Below are 19,000 nucleotides of genomic sequence, written 5' to 3' on the forward strand. Positions count from 1 at the left end.
AAATTTTTACTACGTTGAGCAAGCAAACTATTGTCAATCATTACCAACAGTCTGCAAAAGTTAGTCAGATTGTAAAAGAGCTTCAACAAGAACACAACCATTTTCAAATAACGAATTTGGTAGGTTCTTCGTTGTCATTTGTTATATCTGAAACCTTTAAAAAAGCCGATAAACCGTACTTATTTATCTGTAATGATAAAGAAGAGGCGGCATATTATTTAAACGATTTAGAGCAGTTATTGGGAGATAAAAATGTACTGTTTTATCCAGGTTCGTATCGTCGTCCGTATCAGATAGAAGAAACAGACAATGCCAATGTTTTACTACGTTCAGAGGTGTTAAACCGTATCAATTCTCGCAAAAAACCTGCGATTATTGTTACCTATCCTACTGCCCTATTTGAAAAAGTAGTAACCAAAAAAGAACTCGAAAAAAACACTTTAAAAGTAAGTGTGGGTGAGCAATTATCGCTCGATTTTGTAAACGAAGTATTGTTTGAGTACAATTTTAATCGCGTAGATTTTGTTACCGAACCAGGAGAATTTTCGGTACGTGGTGGAATTATCGATGTATTTTCTTTTTCTAACGACGAACCTTACCGAATTGAATTTTTTGGTGATGAGGTAGACAGCATAAGAACTTTTGATGTAGAAACACAACTTTCTAAAGACAAACTGAAGAAAGTAAGTATAATGCCCAATGTAGAAAACAAAACCTTGCAAGAAACTCGCGAAAGTTTTCTAAAATATATTGCTTCTAAAACAGTAATTTTTGCAAAAAACACGGATTTACTAGCGGGAAATTTAGACAAGTTTTATCATAAAGCAGAGGTTGAATTTGAAAAGCTTTCTCAAGAAATTAATCATGCAAAACCAGAAGAACTTTTCTGTAACGGAAGTTTATTGTTGGAACAATTACAGCAGTTTACGGTAGCGCATTTATCGTCGCAAGCAAAAGTTTCTGGCACTACGGTTGATTTTAATACACATCCGCAGCCTTCTTTCAATAAAAAATTCGATTTATTAATTCAGAATTTTAATGAGTTTTCTGAAAAAGGATTTACCAATTATATTTTCTGTGCAAACGAAAAACAAGCACAACGATTTAAAGATATTTTTGAGGATCATGATGAAGATGTTTCGTATGAAACTTTGGTTTTTCCAATTTATCAAGGATATGTCGATTTAGATGAAAAAATAGTTTGTTATACCGATCATCAAATCTTTGAACGTTATCATAAATTCCGCTTAAAAAACGGATATGCTAAAAAGCAATCCATCACCTTAAAAGAATTAACCAATCTTGAAAAAGGAGATTATGTAACGCATATAGATCATGGTATTGGTCGATTTGCTGGTTTACAAAAGATTGATGTTGAAGGAAAAAAACAAGAAGCCATCAAGCTTATTTATGGAGATAGAGATGTATTGTATGTGAGTATTCACTCGTTGCATAAAATTTCTAAATTCAACGGAAAAGATGGTAAAACACCTAAGATATACAAACTAGGTTCTGATGCTTGGAAAAAAGTAAAACAAAAGACCAAGAAACGTGTTAAAGAAATTGCCTTTAACTTAATTAAGCTGTATGCAAAACGAAAGTTAGAAAAAGGATTTTCTTTCGGACCTGATACGCATATGCAACATGAGTTAGAAGCAAGCTTTTTATTTGAAGATACTCCCGATCAGTTTTCGGCGACTCAAGACGTAAAAGCCGATATGGAGAAAGACCAACCTATGGATCGTTTGGTTTGTGGAGATGTAGGATTTGGTAAAACCGAAGTTGCCATACGTGCTGCTTTTAAAGCGGTAGATAACGGAAAACAAGTAGCGATCTTAGTTCCTACGACTATTTTAGCATTTCAGCACTTTAAAACCTTTTCTAAGCGATTAAAAGACTTTCCGGTCACCATAGACTATTTAAACCGTTTTCGTACCACAAAACAGAGAAAAGGAGTTTTAGAAGGCGTAGCCAATGGAAGTGTAGACATTGTGATTGGTACGCATCAACTAACTAATAAAAGTGTTCAGTTTAAAGATTTAGGCTTGTTAATTATTGATGAAGAGCAAAAGTTTGGAGTTGCCGCTAAAGATAAACTGAAAACCATCAAAGAAAATGTAGATACGTTGACGCTTACCGCTACACCAATTCCAAGAACATTACAATTCAGTTTGATGGCCGCAAGAGATTTGTCGGTTATCAAAACACCACCTCCGAACCGACATCCTATTGAAACCAATGTAATTCGTTTAAGTGAAGAGGTAATGAGAGATGCAATTTCGTATGAAATTTCACGTGGAGGACAGGTGTTTTTTATCCACAACCGAATTGAAAATATCAAAGAAGTAGCAGGAATGTTGCAGCGATTGGTTCCTTCTGCAAAAATCGGAATTGGTCATGGGCAAATGGAAGGTAAAAAACTAGAGGAATTAATGCTCGGATTTATGAACAATGAGTTTGATGTACTCGTTTCTACCACCATTATTGAAAGTGGATTGGATGTGCCAAACGCCAATACTATTTTTATTAATAATGCAAATAACTTCGGATTGTCTGATTTACACCAAATGCGTGGTCGTGTAGGTCGTTCTAACAAAAAAGCATTCTGTTATTTTATCACTCCGCCGTATCATCATATGACAGATGATGCTCGTAAGCGAATTCAAGCATTAGAGTTGTTTTCTGATTTAGGAAGCGGATTAAATATTGCAATGAAAGATTTAGAAATCCGTGGTGCTGGAGATTTATTAGGTGGTGAACAAAGCGGATTTATGAATGATATAGGTTTTGATACCTATCAGAAAATTCTTCAAGAAGCTATTGAAGAATTAAAAGAGAATGAGTTTAAAGAGCTGTATCCTGTTGAAGATGATGGAAAGCCCAAAGAGTACGTAAAAGAGGTTCAAATAGACACCGATTTTGAAATATTATTCCCAGATGATTATGTGAATTCTGTTACTGAAAGATTGAATTTATATAACAAATTGGCTTCGTTAAAAACGGAAGACGAATTATTGACCTTTGAGAGCGAAATTACCGATAGATTTGGTGAATATCCAACCCAAGTTATCGACTTATTAGATAGTGTTCGAATTAAGTGGTTAGCAAAATCGTTAGGGTTAGAGAAAATCGTTTTAAAACAAAAACGAATGATTGGATATTTTGTAGCAAATCAGCAAAGTGAGTTCTATCAAACTGAAGCATTTACAAGAATGTTGCAGTATTTACAGAAGAATCCGAAGAGTTGTGTAATGAAAGAAAAACAAACCAAAAACGGATTACGATTACTGATTACATTTATAAAAATTGATTCGGTAAATAAAGCGCTAAGTGTCTTACAAAAGATATAAACTTTGATATACTACGTCATTTCTAGGAGTTTACGACGAAGCAATCTTTTTTAATATGGAAAAGCAAAACTCACACACAAAACACTTATCACAGCTTGTTTTAGCGACACTTTTTATAAGTACTTCTGGAGTATTAGGAAAGTACATAAAACTTTCTCCTGAAGTAATTGTTTGGTTTCGTGCAGCTATTGCAATGATGTTTTTATTTGGGTTTTGTAAGGTTAAAAACATCTCGCTTAAAGTTAAATCTCAAAAAGACCGATTTACTTTTATAATTGCGGGGGTTTTTATGGCATTACATTGGGTTACGTACTTCTATGCGTTAAAACTTTCGAATGTAGCAGTTGGGATGTTATCTTTATACACCTACCCTGTTATTACTACATTTTTAGAACCTTTTTTCTTTAAAAACAAATTAAGCAAAGTCCATTTATTGTTAGGTGCTATGGTATTGTTAGGAGTATATATTTTAGCTCCAGAAATGCACTTAGAAAGTTCAATGATTCAAGGAATAGCATTTGGAGTTTTCTCAGCATTTTGTTATGCCATTCGGTTTTTACTAATGAAGAAATTGGTAGTACAATATCATGGATCTATGTTGATGTTCTATCAAATGTTAATCGTTGCATTTGTAACGATACCATATTTGTTTCTTAAGGATATTTCCAATATTTCGCATCAATATCCGTATGTATTAATTTTAGGAATTTTAACCACTGCAATAGGGCATACGTTACTTACATTAAAACTGAAACATTTTAAAGCATCAACCGCAAGTATCATTAGTAGTATTCAACCAGTTTTTGGAATTGTTTTGGCTTTTTTATTTTTGAATGAAGTACCTAAATTACAAACCTTTTTTGGCGGATTATTAATCCTATCAACAGTAATTATAGAAAGTATTCGTAGTAAGAAAAGTAAAGCTTAACGCATACTTACATTTTCGTAATTTCTTTTTACAAAAGAAAGTGCATTTTCTAATATTTCACCCATATTATCACTCTTTTTAAAGGGAATATCTTTTGTAAAGTCAAAGATTTGTTGTTTGAGTAAATCAATGTTTTTTTCAGTAGAAATAACATCATTTTTCATACAAGAAACCAACTCTGTAATTCGTTTTTCTGAACTTAAAATTCGCTTCGCTACGATTGATCTTTCTTCAAGTTTATACTGCTCTATAGAAGGTGAACTTAGCTTCTCTCCTACTAGCTGTACCATGGTTATATTCTCTTTAAAAAATTGCGGATAATACACTTTAAATTTTCCCTCAAAACATTGCTGATCGAAATCAATCGCTCTAATTTTATAAACTACATTATCAAAATCGTGAGTAGGAACAATTACATAATTATATGAGCGCATATCTCCTAGTAAACGAATCATACAACGCTCATTAAATTTTACAAACTCTTTTGCAATTTGAGCTTTTTCTAAGGCAGAACAATTTGGTAAATTATCTTTGATAAATACATCACCAGGTATGCCTGCAATATGCTCTTCTATAAGTGTGTTTTTATAGACCAAATAGTTGAGGTTGTATGGAGAAAGCATGTGTTCTAACTCGAGTCCGTAAATACGAGAAGCATCGGTTTTTTTAACGTAAAAATAGGTATAGTTGTCGTTTAAAATATTTCTAACTTTAATACGAAATGGTTTCGAATTTCCAAACGTACAATAGTCCACAGCATCAATATTTAAATACTGAATCGTATCTTCATTACCATTTGAATGTAGAATTGTATAAACTTTTTTTAGGCTTAAATCTATTTCTTGTCGTTCAAATTCTGAATAATACACACGAATCCAAAGTGTATCATTATCGTTGTTGTCATAAACTGTTACCGATCCTTGAAAGCGTAGTAAATCTTCATAAAACACAGGGATTTTAATATTTCTACTATGTTTTATTAAATAAGAATTCAACTCTTCTGTAACAGGAAAAGCTGGCTTTTTTTGTGACATTAATTTTTCTTCAAACGACATTGAAAGAGAGTTTTCTCAAAAATAGCCATTAATACTAAACTTCAAACAATTTACCAGGTAAAGGCTTAACAACGTCTTTTAATTCCATTTGAACTAATATTGAAGATAATTGATAAACGGGAATTTGACACTCTAAAGCAATTAAATCTAAATGTTGTTTTCCGTTTTGCAACAGATAATCATAGAGCTTTTGTTCGGTTTCGGTTAGAGTAACAAACAATTCCTTTTGCTTGGGTGTTGAGGCTTTTGACAAATCCCAATTAAACATTTTTACAACATCTTCTGCTGAGGATAATAAATGTGCTTGATTGTTTTTTATCAAATTATTACAACCTTCACTGTAAATATCGGTTGTTCTTCCCGCTAAAGCAAATACATCTCTGTTGTATGAATTTGCAATATCTGCGGTTACTAAAGAACCTCCTTTTTTAGCAGATTCAATGATAATGGTTCCACGTGAAATTCCTGCAACAATTCTGTTTCGTTTTAAAAAATTTTCTCGTTGAGGTGTTTCGTTGTGCCAAAACTCAGTAATAATTCCACCATTGTTTTTTACTTCGTGGATATGTTTTTTATGAGTTTTAGGATAAACAGAGTCTAATCCATGAGCAAAAACCGCGATGGTTTGTAAGTTTTGTTTTATAGCAGCTTTATGAGCACAAATATCTACTCCATAGGCAAAACCACTAACAATTATTGAATTGTATGGTGTTAAGTCTTCAATTAATTGATTGCAAAAATCACGACCGTAAGAAGTAATGTTTCTTGTACCGACTATAGATAGAATCTTATTAGTATTTAAATTGATATTTCCATCATAAAAAAGTAAGATAGGAGCATCGATACAATGTTTTAAATTTTCAGGATAATCATTATCTAAAAAGTAGGAAAATTTAACCTTAGACTTTTGAATGTAATTCAACTCCTCCTCTGCTCTTTTAAAATTTTCTGTATCGAATAAATGCTGAATTACGGTACTACCAATTCCATTTATTTTAGCTAAGTTTTGAGGTTTTTCTTTAAATATTTGCTCAACATTTCCTGTGGCAGAAATTAATCGTTTTGCCATAATATCTCCCACATTTTTTGTGGTTTGTAAACGCAGAATAGCCAGCAATTTTTCAGAAGTCATGAGCAAACATATTGACTATCAATATACAAAAAAATGTTGATAAAAGATGTATATAAATTGCGTTGAATACCTTGAATTTACTATCTTTGTTATTATGACTATAGCCAACTACATCAACGATTTATTATATAGATACGACTGTGTAATTATTCCTAATTTTGGTGGATTTGTTACCAATAAAACGGGTGCTAAAGTGAATCACTTTACGCATACAATGCATCCTCCAAAAAAAGAAATTACCTTTAATTCGTATTTACAACACAATGATGGTTTGTTGGCAAACTATATTGCTACAAACGAAAAGATTTCTTTTGAAGAAGCTGTTCGTAAAATTGCTGTTGAGGTTGCTGAGTGGAAAGAAGAATTGACTAAAACTTCAATCGAAGTAGCACAAGTTGGTACATTATCTATGAATGAAGACCAACAAATTACTTTTGAACCTAATTTAGAAAGTAATTTTTTAACCGATTCGTTTGGTTTAGCAACTGTAGAATCTCCTGCTGTTGGAAGAATTGTTGAAGAAAACGAGGTTACAGTTGTTGACAATGCTGAAGAAAAAGAAACAAAAGTACTTCCGTTATATGTTAAGAGAGCCGCTGCTGCAGTTGTTGTTTTAGGATTAGGAATTACAGGTTGGAACTATACTCAAAATCAACAAGAAGCAAAAGAATTTGCAACTCAACAAGAAGCGATTGATAAGAAGATTCAATCTGCTACTTTTGTTATCGATAATCCGCTACCTACTATTAATTTAAACGTTGCTAAAGAGGCAAACAACTTTTTTATTATTGCAGGTGCTTTTCAGTCAGAAGCCAATGCAACAAAGAAGTTAGAGCAACTTAAAGAAGAAGGTTTTGATGCAAAAATTGTAGGTAAAAATTCTATTGGTCTTACACAGGTTGCTTTTAGTGGTTATGCTACAAGAGAAGATGCAAGAACTGCTTTAGAAGAGATTCAAAACACTGTTAGCGAAGACGCTTGGTTGCTAGAAAAATAAGCTAATATTTAATAAGGTTATTTTAGAAACGTTGTAAAACGTTTCCGTATCTTTGCGCCCAAAATTTAGGTCATGAGAGCAAAGACACCGAAAGAATCGTTAACCGTACTTACCGACTTAGTTTTACCAGGTGAAACTAACTATTTAGATAATCTTTTTGGAGGTGAATTATTAGCAAGAATGGACAGAGCTTGTAGTATTGCAGCAAGACGACATTCAAGAAGAATTGTGGTAACTGCTTCAGTAAATCATGTAGCATTTACCAAATCGGTACCAGTAGGTAGTGTTGTAACGGTAGAAGCTAAGGTTTCTCGTGCTTTTAAATCGTCTATGGAGGTGTATGTAGATGTTTGGATAGAAGACCGTCAATCTGGTGAGAAAACGCAAGTAAACGAAGGTATTTATACTTTTGTAGCTGTTGATGAAACCAATAAACCTGTGCCAATTCCTCAAATAACCCCAGAAACTGAGTTAGAAAAAAAGCGTTACGATGGGGCTTTACGTAGGAAGCAATTAAGTTTGGTATTAGCTGGTAAAATGGAACCTAAAGATGCTACAGAATTAAAAGCTTTGTTTGTTTAAGGAAGAATAAATATGATAAATAAAAAGAGACGCTATTAGCGTCTCTTTTTATTTATCATCCAAATCACCACTTTCAGAGAGGAAAATGGCTACGGTTTTTGTTTTTTCAAATTGAGAGAAAATTATAATCATAATAACGGTAATAGGTACTGAAAGAATCATACCTGTTATTCCCCAAATTTTTCCCCAAATAGCTAAAGCTAAAATGGTTACCAAAGGGCTTAAGTTTAACGATTTCCCAAAGACTTTAGGCTCTACTACATTACCTACAATTACTTGTACTGCACCTACTGCAGTTAATACAATTAAAAAGGGGGTGAATTCACCAAATTGTATCAAGCTAAAAATAGCAGGAAACACGGTAGCTACTAATGAACCAATAGTAGGGATATAATTCAATAAAAAGATTAAAAATGCCCAGAAAGGAGCGCTATCTACTCCTACTAAAACCAATACGATATAACTTAAAATACCCGTTAAAAGGCTTACATAAGTTTTTAAACGCAAATAACTAGAAATAGAGTTTTCTATCTTCGTTAAGATACTTTGAACATTACCATTGTCTTTAAAAAACACTTTACGTAGTTTCTTTTTAAGGCTAGCTTCCTCTAAGAAGATAAATAAGGCGTAAATAACAATCATAAAGGTGTCGCCTAACAATCCGCTTATTCCGTTTGCGATATTGCCTAAAACCGACCCATAATCGAAATTACCAATAACCGATTTTACCGATTTAAAAATATCAATATGAAAATAACTGTTTAATTTATTTATAATAGAAGAAACATTGGGCTCGTATTTAGAATACGATTCTGTTAAATTAGAAATACTATTGGTAATAATTTCAGAAATAAAACCAAAGGCTAAAATAATAACCGTAAACACCAAAATGTTACTTAGCCAATGCGGAATAAACTTCTTAGCAAAAGGAAGCTTGTATATAGATTTTCGTATTTCTCTAGTTAAAAACCAAAAGATAAGAGCAAATACAAAGGGAATTAAAATTCCTTTTCCTACTACAAGAGTAGCTAGAATAGCTATGGTAACTATAACAAAGTTAGCAGCTTGTTTCATAATAAGTTTATTGTCTTTTAAATTGTTAAAACGGTATAACTTTTAAATCTGTCTGTCATTCCGTACTTGATACGGAATCTATGAGTTTTTCAATAAGTAAACTCCATATTTCGAAGGAATTACAACGCAAAAAACGTTAACGAACCATATTTTTAAAATCTGGGAAAAGTAATTTATTGAAATAACCGAAGTTAAGATACTATTTTTTTCGAATCCAACTAGCGGGATTTAAACGTGTTAAATTTTTGTATAAGATAAATCCTAAACGTGTTTTTCCAGAAATTTTATCAGTAAAAACTTTACCAACTGCATCACCTGTTTTAACTACATCGCCTTTTTTTACTAGTGTTTTCTCTAAATTATTATAGGCAGAAATGTAATTTCCGTGTTGTATTAGTACTGATTTTTTACCATCAGAATTTGATTGAATATTAAGTACTTTTCCATTAAAAATACTTTTAGCATTACTGTTAGCTTTGGTAACAATATGCAACCCAGGACTGCTAATTTTTATACCAGGAAATGTAGGGTGAGGTTGTACACCAAACTTACGTGTAATAACACCTTGTACTGGCCAAGGAAGGTTTCCTTTGTTTTGCTCAAAGTTGGCTAATAATTTCTTTTCAGCTTCGTTTAAAACAAATCCAGAAGACTTTTTTACATTCTTTTTTCCTTTATTTCGTTTTCTGTTTGCACGAGCAATAGCTTCTCTAATAAGTTTATCTATACGACTGGTAATTCTTTTTTCTTCGCGAATTTTCTTCTGTAAATCTCTTTTGTACTTACGCTCTTGCTTCTTGATTTTTGAAACTAACTTTTCCTGACTTTTTTTGTCATCTTCAATAGCTTCCTTTTGTTCAGTTTCATCAACTAGCAATTGTTCTTTTGCCTTTTTTCGTTGATCTAAAGAATCGTTCAACTTTTTTATAAGGCTAATTTTAGTAAGTATCTCCTCCCCTTGCTTTTTCTGAAAGTCTTTGTACTGTTCCATGTACTTTAATCGCTTATAAGCCTGATAAAAGTTCTTAGATGACAGTAAAAACATGGTTTTACTTTGTTGAGATTTACTTTTGTATGATTTTACAACCATTTCAGAATATTCATCCTTTAACTTCTTAAGTTGTTTTTGGTTGTTTTGAAGTTTTTTGGTGTTGCTTTTAATTTCTTTATTAAGTTCTTCAGTTTCTAACTCAATAGTTTCAATTAAACGCTCTCGAGTACTTATTTTCTGATTAAGATCTTTTAAATCATCTAAAGCATTCGTTTTTTTCTTCTTTGTATTAAAAATAAGAGAGTTGATTTGCTTCATCTCTTTTTTAATTTTTTTACGCTGATTTTCAAGCTCTTTTCTGCTTTGAGCTTGGGTAGAAATACTTAGTAAAAAAGCACAACTAAATACTATGTAAAAAAATTGTTTAATCATTATAACTTAATTTCTTTATAACCAGCAGGAATTCTAAAATCGAAGTTTAGGTTTTTATTAAATTCTACCGATCTGTACGTAATATCAATCTTTGTAAATTTCTTTTTACTCTTTCCTAAAATTGAAATTTTACTAGGATATAACACATTGTTTTTGGTTGAATAGCTAGGATAATCAATATCTAAACGCTGCTCTTTTATTGGGTTGATCAATGACTGTTTATTCAACTTAAAATGCGACGGATTTACATCGAAAAACACATCGAATAATGTGGGTTGTTTTTTAGGCGACAAACGGTATGAAGCATTAATAATATCAACGTTTTGTCGTTGCTCTCTTACATTTAACAGCGCTTCTCCTAAGAGCATACTTTGAAGTTGTTCAAAATTAACTTCTACCCCTAATAACTTTGTTAACATGCTAAAATCTCCTTCGAAATAATTCTTTTTATAAGGAGAATAAAAACTGACTTTTGTTGGTGTAATTTTAGCTTTAAAAACAGTGATGATTTTTGTTCCTTTTAACCAAATAACTTCGTCTTTTTTCAATCTCATTTTAACTGAAAAACCAACATCTTCTTTGGTGTCTTTATAGTTTACTCGTAAACGAGCTTCTAATGATTTTTCATTAAAACTTGCTGCTACGTGCTTTTTAGCAACTTTTCTTGCAGACAAACTTTCAATTTCTGAAAGATTATCAGTTGTTTTTTTTGCCGATTTACACGATGTAAAAGCAATAAAAAAAACGAATATGTACTTAAATAACTTCATTATAAATTAATTATAAAGCATTTAACTTTTTTTGAAACTTCTTACGATTCTTAGCATCTCCTACCCTTTCGTAAGCTTTAATAAGTTCTTTGTAAAAGTTAGATTGCATTTCGTTATTGTCAATAACAAAATCAATACCAGTTTGTAAACTTACAATAGCTTTTTTATATTTTTTTTGCTGAATTAATGCACGCCCATTCATTAAATAAACAATAGGTTGAGCAGGAAATAGCTGCATTCCTTCTTCACTAAACCTAAGTAAATCAGCATCGTTTTCAGTATACAATTTAGTAAGTAATGTGCTTAGCGTACTGAATGTTTTGTTGTTTGTAAATTCAGTTTTTAAGTCACCCGTTACTTTTTTTACAATCGATTTTTTAGATGTTACTAACGAAGTAATTTTTGGTGGGCTTGTAAGTTTTTCCTGAATTCGTCTTAATCGAGCATCTAATAATTTTGCCTCTTGCAATTCTTTTAAAACTTCCTTGGCAGAAACAACATCATTATTTTGAAGGTGTAAATACACAAGAGATTTTCTTTTTTTAGGAAACAACTCCCCTATTCTTTCTTGAGTTTTTATGGCTTCGTTAAAATTTCTATCTCTTTTGTAAATGTTTACAATATGTTCAAGAATCCAAAGATTCTTAGTATCCTTTTTTAAAGCATCATTAGCATATTGCAAAGACTCGTAAGTTCTATTTAGCTTTAAGAAGTTTTTAGATAATTCGAATAAAACTGCCTTATCATTAGGAATTAACCGATTACATTCTTCTAAGTTTTCAATAGCTTTTTGGTAGTTGTAAATAGCTTTTTCTGAAAGTGCTTTAAAAAAGTATTCTTGAAATTTTAAATTGTTAATTTCTTCAGCAGAATTGTGAGTAGGAATACTATCTTGAGAATAAGATATAAAAGAAAAAAGACAAAAGGTAAAAGACAAAACTATATTGATATTCAAACGATTAATAGTCTTGTCTCTTTTTTCTTGCCTCTTGCTTCTAAAAGTTTTATGTAAGTTCTGTATAATCACCTATACTTACCGATGTATAATTACCATTATATTTTGCATGATTACCAATCATAGCATTGTTTAATGTAGCATTAGAAATATGAACATTGGTTTGAATTAATGAATTTTCTATTGTAGAATTTTCAACAATACTATTTTCACCAATCGATACATAAGGGCCAATTTTAGCGTTTTTAAGCACTACATTTTTACCAATATAACATGGTTGAATAATTTCTGAGTTTTCTAATACAACGTCTTTAGCAACTAAATTATTACCATCAGTTTGTTCAAAACCTAATACTTGTTTGTTAGTATCTACAGTTGGGTCTTTTTTACCGCAATCCATCCATGCATCTACTTTACCAGGAATAAATTTAGCACCTTGCTGTTTTAAAGATTCTAAAACATTGGTTAATTGATATTCTCCATTTTCCTTTAAATCGTTATCAATTAAATACTGAATTTCTTCTTTTACTTTACCTCCATCTTTAAAATAATAAATACCAATAATTGCTAAGTCAGAAACAAATTCTTTTGGTTTTTCAACAAAATCGGTAATAATTCCGTCTTGTAATTTCACAACACCAAAAGCACTTGGATCTTCTACTTGTTTAACCCAAATAGCTCCATCAGCATTGGCATCTAAAGTAAAATCTGCTTTAAAAAGTGTATCAGCAAAAGCAACAACACAAGGTCCAGATAAGGAATCTTTTGCACAATGAATTGCATGTGCAGTTCCTAAAGCTTCTTCTTGAACGTATACAGAACCTTTGGCTCCTAAACTTTCAGCGATTGCTACTAATTTATCTTTAGTATTTGCAGGAAATCCTTTTGCTGCAGGACCAATAATAAATGCTATTTCTTCTATAGGTTGCTTTACAACCGAGGTAATATCTTCTACTAAACGCTGAACAATTGGTTTACCAGCGATTACGGTTAATGGCTTTGGAGTTGTTAATGTATGAGGTCTTAAACGCGACCCAATTCCTGCCATTGGTACAATTATTTTCATAATTCTTTTCTTCGTTTTTTTAACGTTGCAATATACTACTTCTTATACGATTGAAAAAAGTTAAATTCCTTTAGGAATTGCATTGATTAAAGATTGTGTATAGGTAGTTTTTGGATTTTCGTAAATTTCATCAGAATCTCCAATTTCCTCTATTTTTCCTTTATTCATGACAACTAACTGATCTGCCATATATTTAACGACTGATAAGTCGTGAGAAATAAAGATGTATGTAAAATTAAATTCAGTTTTTAACTGATTTAATAAATTTAATACTTGTGCTTGTACAGAAACGTCTAAAGCCGAAACAGATTCGTCGCAAATAATGAGTTTTGGTTGCAAAGCAATGGTACGAGCAATACCAATTCGTTGACGTTGTCCGCCAGAAAACTCGTGAGGATATCTATAAAAATGCTCTTTTTCTAAGCCTACTTTTTCTAATAGTTCAAGAACATAATGCTGTCGTTCTTTGTTGTTGTTTAGAATACCATGAACTTTCATAGGTTCTAAAATGGAATTTCCAACAGTAATTCTTGGATTTAAAGAAGAAAACGGATCTTGGAAAATAATTTGAATGTCTTTTCGTAATTGTTTTACTTCTTTTTTAGAAAGCTTTGTAATGTCCTTACCTTTATAAATAACCGATCCTGAACTAGCTTTTTCTAGCTGTAAAATAGTTCTACTTAAAGTAGTTTTTCCGCAACCACTTTCACCAACTAACCCTAAAGTTTCCCCTTCATAAATCTTAAAACTAACATTATTAACAGCTTTTACCTTTTGTGGTTTTTGAAACCAATAACCTCTCGAAACATATTCTTTTTCAAGATTATTAATTTCTAATAGAGGAGAAGCACTATATATTTTTTGATGAAATAGATTTCGTTCTTCATTACTGTATAACGTTTCATTGACAGTTTCATTGATGAAATCGTTTACTGTAGGTAATTTTTTTACTCTTTTACCGAGTTGTGGCTTTGAGTTAATAAGTGCTTTTGTGTATGATTCTTTAGGAGTTTTAAATATTTCTTGAGCATTTCCTTTTTCTATAATTTTTCCTTTATACATCACCAGAACATCATCAGCAATTTCTGAGACCAAAGCTAAATCGTGAGAAATAAAAATAATACTCATTTGAGTTTCTTGCTGAAGCTCTTTCAACAGCTTGATAATTTCTTTTTGTACTGTTACATCTAGGGCAGTAGTAGGCTCATCAGCAATTAAAAGTTGTGGTTTACAAGCAACAGCCATGGCAATCATAACACGTTGTTTTTGCCCACCACTAATTTCATGAGGATATGAGTTGAATATCTGTTGAGGTCTAGGGAGTTTCACTTTTTCAAATAAGGAAATAACCTCATTTTTTATTTCACTTTTCGAAAGATTAGTATGCTGTTTTAATATTTCTTCAACTTGAAAACCACAAGTTAATGTTGGATTTAAAGAACTCATTGGTTCTTGAAAAATCATTCCAATTTGTTTACCTCGTATTTGCTGAAATTCTTTTTCGGTGAATTGTAAAAGTTGGTTTTCATTGAATATAACTTCTCCTGTAATTGTAGTTTTTTTCTTAGGCAACAGTCCCATAATTGCCATAGAACTCACTGATTTTCCACTACCACTTTCACCAACAATTCCTAGTATTTTATTGTTTTGTAAAGAGAAAGAAATATTGTGAATAACAGTGTTTTCTGTGTTCTTATTGGTAAAGGATATGGAGAGGTTTTTTATGTTAAGCATCAATGAATAATTATAATGTAAAAATATATTTTTTATAAAAAACTAATATACAGGGTTTTAACTTTGTTTTTTTGTTTGCTAATAATTATTTTTATAAGCAGAATAATTAAAAATTAACAAAATAATTATGACTTATGTAAAAAATTAACAAAAAACTAAAATTAACTAAACCCAAAACTTTTTAAAAATGAAAAACATTACATTATTAGTTCTAAGCCTCTTTTTCATTGGAGGTATTATGGCACAAACCAAAAGAAATTGCCATACAATGAATAATTTAGAGTATAGAAAAACTCTAGATCCTCAACTAGAAGAACGAATGCAAAAAATTGAATCTTTTACGCAAAAAAGAGTAAAAGAAATACAAAACTATCAAGGTAAGGTAGATGGACAAATTATTACAATCCCAGTAGTGGTTCATGTAATTTATAGCAATTCACAAGAAAATATTAGTATGGCTCAAATTCAATCACAAATTGATGTATTGAATGAAGATTTTCGTCGTACCAACTCAGATGCTACTAATAAATGGTCTCAAGCGGCAGATACTCAAATTGAGTTTAAATTAGCGAATGTCGATCCTAATGGAAATTCTACAAACGGAGTTACAAGAAAATCTTCAACAAGAACCTCTTGGGGAACCAATGATGCAATGAAAAAAGCTTCGCAAGGAGGAGTAAATCCATGGAATGCGGCAGAATATTTAAATATGTGGGTATGTAATATTGGTGGCGGAATTTTAGGATATGCTCAATTTCCTGGAGGTAGTGCTGCTACTGATGGAGTAGTAATGAGTCCTCAGTATTTCGGAAGTTCTGATAAAGGCTCAGGATTCTATTTATCAGCTCCATTTGATAAAGGACGTACAACAACTCATGAAGTTGGACATTTTTTAAATTTACGTCACATTTGGGGTGATGGAGGTTGTAGTGTAGACGATTTTGTTTCAGATACACCAACTTCAGATGCTGCTAATTATAACTGTGCAACAGGTCATGTTTCATGTGGGTCAGAAGATATGGTTCAAAATTATATGGATTATTCTGATGATGCCTGTATGAATTTATTTACCACAGGGCAAAAAAATAGAATGAGAGCGGTTTTAGACCCAGGAGGTTCTAGAAGAAGTTTAGCATTATCTGATAAATTTGGTGGAGGTTCTACACCTACTTGTTCAGATGGAATTCAAAATGGAGATGAAACAGGAGTAGATTGTGGAGGTTCTTCATGTGCGCCATGTCAAACATCTTGTACAGATAATGAAGTTACTTTTTCTTTAACGTTTGATAATTATGCATCAGAAACTTCATGGAGTATAACCAATGCATCAGGAGCAACTGTTGCTTCTGGTAATGGATATGGAAGTTCAAATAATGGAACTACAATTACTGAAGAACTATGTTTACCAGATGGTTGTTATACATTTACAATTAATGATTCTTATGGTGATGGAATTTGCTGCGCTTATGGAAGTGGTTCATATTCAATTACTGGATCTAGCGGAAGTTTAGCTTCTGGAGGTTCGTTTGGTAGTTCAGAAACAAAAGAATTTTGTTTGGGTAGTACACCTGAGCCTACTTGTTCAGATGGAATTCAAAACGGAGATGAAACAGGAGTAGATTGTGGAGGTTCTTGTGCACCTTGTGATACAGGAGGAGGATCAACAGTATTGTTTGATGGATCATTTGAAACAGGATGGGAAGGATGGACTGATGGGGGAGGAGATTGTTACAGATATTCTGGCTCAAGATCTAGTGATGGTAGTTATTCTATTCGTTTAAGAGATAATTCTGGAACACGTTCGGCAATGACTTCTCAATCATATAATTTATCATCATACAATCAAGTAGAAGTAAGTTTTGAATTCTATCCATATAGTATGGAAAATAATGAAGATTTTTGGTTACGTTACTATAATGGTTCTAGTTGGTCTACCGTAGCGTCTTGGGCTAGAGGAGCTGACTTTAACAATAACACTTTCTATTCAGCTACTGTAACTTTAAATGCTTCCGATGTAAATTTTGCAAGCAATTCAATGTTTAGGTTTCAATGTGATGCCAGTGGTAACGGAGATCATATTTATATTGATAAAGTGAAAATTACTGGTATTGGAGCAGGAGCAAGAGGGGTTGGAAACTCGCTAGTAGCGTTAAGAACTTTAGATACAACTAGAGAAGGGAATACTTTAGAAGAAGAGTATTCTATTTATCCGAATCCAGTTAAAGGTAATATGCTATTTGTAAGAGTTTTTGAAACATCAAAAGCAACATATACAATTGTTAATTTAGTTGGTCAAACGGTTAAAAAAGGAAAAATTTCAAAAGAAATTGATGTGAGTAGTCTTAAATCTGGTATTTATATGTTTAATGTTACAGATGGAGATGATAAAGTAACACACAAGTTTGTTAAACAATAAAATAAAAGGAAAAAAATATTTTTAGTTAAAAACCCAGTTAAATACTGGGTTTTTCTTGTTTTGAGTTAAGAAAAAGGGTTATGTATTAATTTTTAAAATTTTGAAAACTTCATCTTTTTTATATATTTGGCGTCTTTTTGATATAAAAAATCATTTTTTAATATCAAAAATTCAACAAAATCAAATATTAATTACAAACCCTTCTTTTAATGAGAAACAAAATTACCCTAGCTTTTTTAAGCTTTTTGTTTGCAGGAAGTATCACTTTTGCGCAGCAAAAAAGAACATGTTATGCTACTGAAGATTTAGAGCATAGAAAACAGCAAGACCCTACTCTTGAAAAAAGAATGCAAGAGATTGAAAGATTTACTCAAAAAAGAGTGAAAGAAATGCAACAATATCAAGGTAAAGTTGCTGGTAGTATTATTACTATTCCAGTAGTAGTACATGTCTTATACACGAATTCTTCTAACAACATTAGTAACGCTCAAATTATGTCGCAAATGACAGTTTTGAACAATGACTTTAGAAGAACAAATGCTGATAGAACTAATAAATGGTCTCAAGCTGCTGATACTCAAATAGAATTTAAATTAGCAACTATAGATCCTAATGGAAACGCAACAACTGGTATTACTAGAAAACAAGTTAGCAAATCTACTTGGTTAACAGATAATAGTATGAAAAAATCATCTCAAGGAGGTGTTAATCCATGGAATACTTCTGAATACTTAAACATGTGGATTGTTGATAATTTAACAAACTCACAAGGAAATAGTATTTTAGGTTATGCTCAATTTCCTGGAGGTGCAGCATCTACAGATGGAGTTGTAATGGCAGATCAATATTTTGGAACTACAGGAACAGCTCAAGCTCCTTTTAATGGAGGAAGAACTACTACTCACGAAGTAGGTCACTTCTTAAACTTACGTCACATTTGGGGTGATGGAGGTTGTGGTGTAGACGATTTTGTATCTGATACTCCAGAATCTGATGCTCCAAATTATCAATGTAAAACAGGTCACGTATCATGTGGTTCAGAAGATATGGTTCAAAATTATATGGATTATTCTGATGATGCTTGTATGAACTTATTTACTGCAGGACAAAAAAATAGAATGCGTGCTGTATTAGAAGCTGGTGGAGCTCGTAGAAGTTTAGCTTTATCTGATAAGTTTGGAAGCGGAGCTACTTGTACAGCTACAGTACCAACAGGAGTTTCTACTTCAGGAATAACATCTTCAGGAGCATCGGTTAGCTGGTCTGCTGTAACAGCAGCAACCTATGATGTAAGGTATCGTGCAACAGGAACTTCTTCTTGGACAACAAATGCAGTTTCTTCAAATTCAACAACATTAAGTGGATTATCAGCTTCTACTCAATATGAGGTTCAAGTACGTAGCAAGTGTACATCTGGAAACTCTAACTATAGTACTTCAGTAAGCTTTACAACGCCAGCAGTAACTATTTCATATTGTACATCTAGCGGTAATACTTCTTATGCAACAGGAGTAACAA

The 19,000-nt window shown here is 32.0% G+C and carries 14 protein-coding genes; 6 read left to right on the plus strand and 8 right to left on the minus strand.

What is annotated here, in order from left to right:
• The first annotated feature begins 14 nt into the window (after positions 1 to 14).
• Both mfd and WH52_RS05120 read left to right on the plus strand, forming a co-directional pair.
• Positions 15 to 3,350, plus strand: coding sequence for a transcription-repair coupling factor (gene mfd, locus WH52_RS05115; RefSeq protein ID WP_086029858.1), 3,336 nt, complete (start codon positions 15 to 17; stop codon positions 3,348 to 3,350).
• A gap of 55 nt (positions 3,351 to 3,405) precedes the next feature.
• Positions 3,406 to 4,278 (plus strand): DMT family transporter, encoded by an 873-nt coding sequence (locus WH52_RS05120; RefSeq protein ID WP_086029859.1) that lies wholly within the window; start codon positions 3,406 to 3,408, stop codon positions 4,276 to 4,278.
• On the opposite strand, the gene WH52_RS05125 is transcribed toward WH52_RS05120, so the two are convergent.
• Positions 4,275 to 5,312: a hypothetical protein gene (locus WH52_RS05125; RefSeq protein ID WP_394335046.1), complete on the minus strand. Its 1,038-nt coding sequence runs from the start codon at positions 5,310 to 5,312 to the stop codon at positions 4,275 to 4,277. The genes WH52_RS05120 and WH52_RS05125 overlap by 4 nt on opposite strands.
• Positions 5,313 to 5,367: 55 nt before the next feature.
• Positions 5,368 to 6,465 carry a DNA-processing protein DprA gene (dprA, locus tag WH52_RS05130; RefSeq protein ID WP_086029861.1) on the minus strand — a complete coding sequence of 366 codons (1,098 nt, stop codon included), beginning with the start codon at positions 6,463 to 6,465 and terminating at the stop codon, positions 5,368 to 5,370.
• Between the two features lie 94 nt (positions 6,466 to 6,559).
• Between dprA and WH52_RS05135 the strand changes: the two genes are divergently transcribed.
• Positions 6,560 to 7,462, plus strand: coding sequence for an HU domain-containing protein (locus WH52_RS05135; RefSeq protein WP_086029862.1), 903 nt, complete (start codon positions 6,560 to 6,562; stop codon positions 7,460 to 7,462).
• Between the two features lie 72 nt (positions 7,463 to 7,534).
• Positions 7,535 to 8,044 (plus strand): acyl-CoA thioesterase, encoded by a 510-nt coding sequence (locus WH52_RS05140; RefSeq protein WP_086029863.1) that lies wholly within the window; start codon positions 7,535 to 7,537, stop codon positions 8,042 to 8,044.
• Between the two features lie 48 nt (positions 8,045 to 8,092).
• On the opposite strand, the gene WH52_RS05145 is transcribed toward WH52_RS05140, so the two are convergent.
• The 6 genes from WH52_RS05145 to WH52_RS05170 form a co-directional block, all read right to left on the minus strand.
• The gene (locus WH52_RS05145) at positions 8,093 to 9,118 is read right to left on the minus strand and encodes an AI-2E family transporter (protein WP_086029864.1); all 1,026 of its coding nucleotides are present in this window, start codon (positions 9,116 to 9,118) and stop codon (positions 8,093 to 8,095) included.
• 199 nt (positions 9,119 to 9,317) lie between these two features.
• Positions 9,318 to 10,541: a murein hydrolase activator EnvC family protein gene (locus WH52_RS05150; RefSeq protein ID WP_198938379.1), complete on the minus strand. Its 1,224-nt coding sequence runs from the start codon at positions 10,539 to 10,541 to the stop codon at positions 9,318 to 9,320.
• Positions 10,541 to 11,311 (minus strand): DUF4292 domain-containing protein, encoded by a 771-nt coding sequence (locus WH52_RS05155; RefSeq protein ID WP_086029865.1) that lies wholly within the window; start codon positions 11,309 to 11,311, stop codon positions 10,541 to 10,543. The genes WH52_RS05150 and WH52_RS05155 overlap by 1 nt, the downstream gene beginning before the upstream one ends.
• 10 nt (positions 11,312 to 11,321) lie before the next feature.
• The gene (locus tag WH52_RS05160) at positions 11,322 to 12,248 is read right to left on the minus strand and encodes a tetratricopeptide repeat protein (RefSeq protein WP_086029866.1); all 927 of its coding nucleotides are present in this window, start codon (positions 12,246 to 12,248) and stop codon (positions 11,322 to 11,324) included.
• Positions 12,249 to 12,315: 67 nt separating this feature from the next.
• The gene (locus tag WH52_RS05165; RefSeq protein WP_086029867.1) at positions 12,316 to 13,332 is read right to left on the minus strand and encodes a sugar phosphate nucleotidyltransferase; all 1,017 of its coding nucleotides are present in this window, start codon (positions 13,330 to 13,332) and stop codon (positions 12,316 to 12,318) included.
• A 60-nt stretch (positions 13,333 to 13,392) separates the two neighbouring features.
• Positions 13,393 to 15,066 carry an ABC transporter ATP-binding protein gene (locus WH52_RS05170; RefSeq protein ID WP_086029868.1) on the minus strand — a complete coding sequence of 558 codons (1,674 nt, stop codon included), beginning with the start codon at positions 15,064 to 15,066 and terminating at the stop codon, positions 13,393 to 13,395.
• A 187-nt stretch (positions 15,067 to 15,253) separates the two neighbouring features.
• Between WH52_RS05170 and WH52_RS05175 the strand changes: the two genes are divergently transcribed.
• Both WH52_RS05175 and WH52_RS05180 read left to right on the plus strand, forming a co-directional pair.
• Positions 15,254 to 17,482 (plus strand): M43 family zinc metalloprotease, encoded by a 2,229-nt coding sequence (locus WH52_RS05175; protein WP_086029869.1) that lies wholly within the window; start codon positions 15,254 to 15,256, stop codon positions 17,480 to 17,482.
• Between the two features lie 209 nt (positions 17,483 to 17,691).
• Positions 17,692 to 19,000 (plus strand): M43 family zinc metalloprotease (locus WH52_RS05180; RefSeq protein WP_233131516.1); only part of this gene is annotated, 1,309 nt, incomplete at its 3' end.

The organism is Tenacibaculum holothuriorum (assembly GCF_002120225.1).
In the GTDB taxonomy this organism is placed as follows: domain Bacteria; phylum Bacteroidota; class Bacteroidia; order Flavobacteriales; family Flavobacteriaceae; genus Polaribacter; species Polaribacter holothuriorum.

Excerpts from the sequence above, each read along its gene's own strand:
- WH52_RS05120 (WP_086029859.1), top strand. The coding sequence starts at position 3,406 with ATGGAAAAGCAAAACTCACACACAAAACACTTATCACAGCTTGTTTTA.
- WH52_RS05125 (WP_394335046.1), bottom strand. The coding sequence starts at position 5,312 with ATGTCACAAAAAAAGCCAGCTTTTCCTGTTACAGAAGAGTTGAATTCT.
- dprA (WP_086029861.1), bottom strand. The coding sequence starts at position 6,465 with ATGACTTCTGAAAAATTGCTGGCTATTCTGCGTTTACAAACCACAAAA.
- WH52_RS05135 (WP_086029862.1), top strand. The coding sequence starts at position 6,560 with ATGACTATAGCCAACTACATCAACGATTTATTATATAGATACGACTGT.
- WH52_RS05140 (WP_086029863.1), top strand. The coding sequence starts at position 7,535 with ATGAGAGCAAAGACACCGAAAGAATCGTTAACCGTACTTACCGACTTA.
- WH52_RS05145 (WP_086029864.1), bottom strand. The coding sequence starts at position 9,118 with ATGAAACAAGCTGCTAACTTTGTTATAGTTACCATAGCTATTCTAGCT.
- WH52_RS05150 (WP_198938379.1), bottom strand. The coding sequence starts at position 10,541 with ATGATTAAACAATTTTTTTACATAGTATTTAGTTGTGCTTTTTTACTA.
- WH52_RS05155 (WP_086029865.1), bottom strand. The coding sequence starts at position 11,311 with ATGAAGTTATTTAAGTACATATTCGTTTTTTTTATTGCTTTTACATCG.
- WH52_RS05165 (WP_086029867.1), bottom strand. The coding sequence starts at position 13,332 with ATGAAAATAATTGTACCAATGGCAGGAATTGGGTCGCGTTTAAGACCT.
- WH52_RS05170 (WP_086029868.1), bottom strand. The coding sequence starts at position 15,066 with ATGCTTAACATAAAAAACCTCTCCATATCCTTTACCAATAAGAACACA.
- WH52_RS05175 (WP_086029869.1), top strand. The coding sequence starts at position 15,254 with ATGAAAAACATTACATTATTAGTTCTAAGCCTCTTTTTCATTGGAGGT.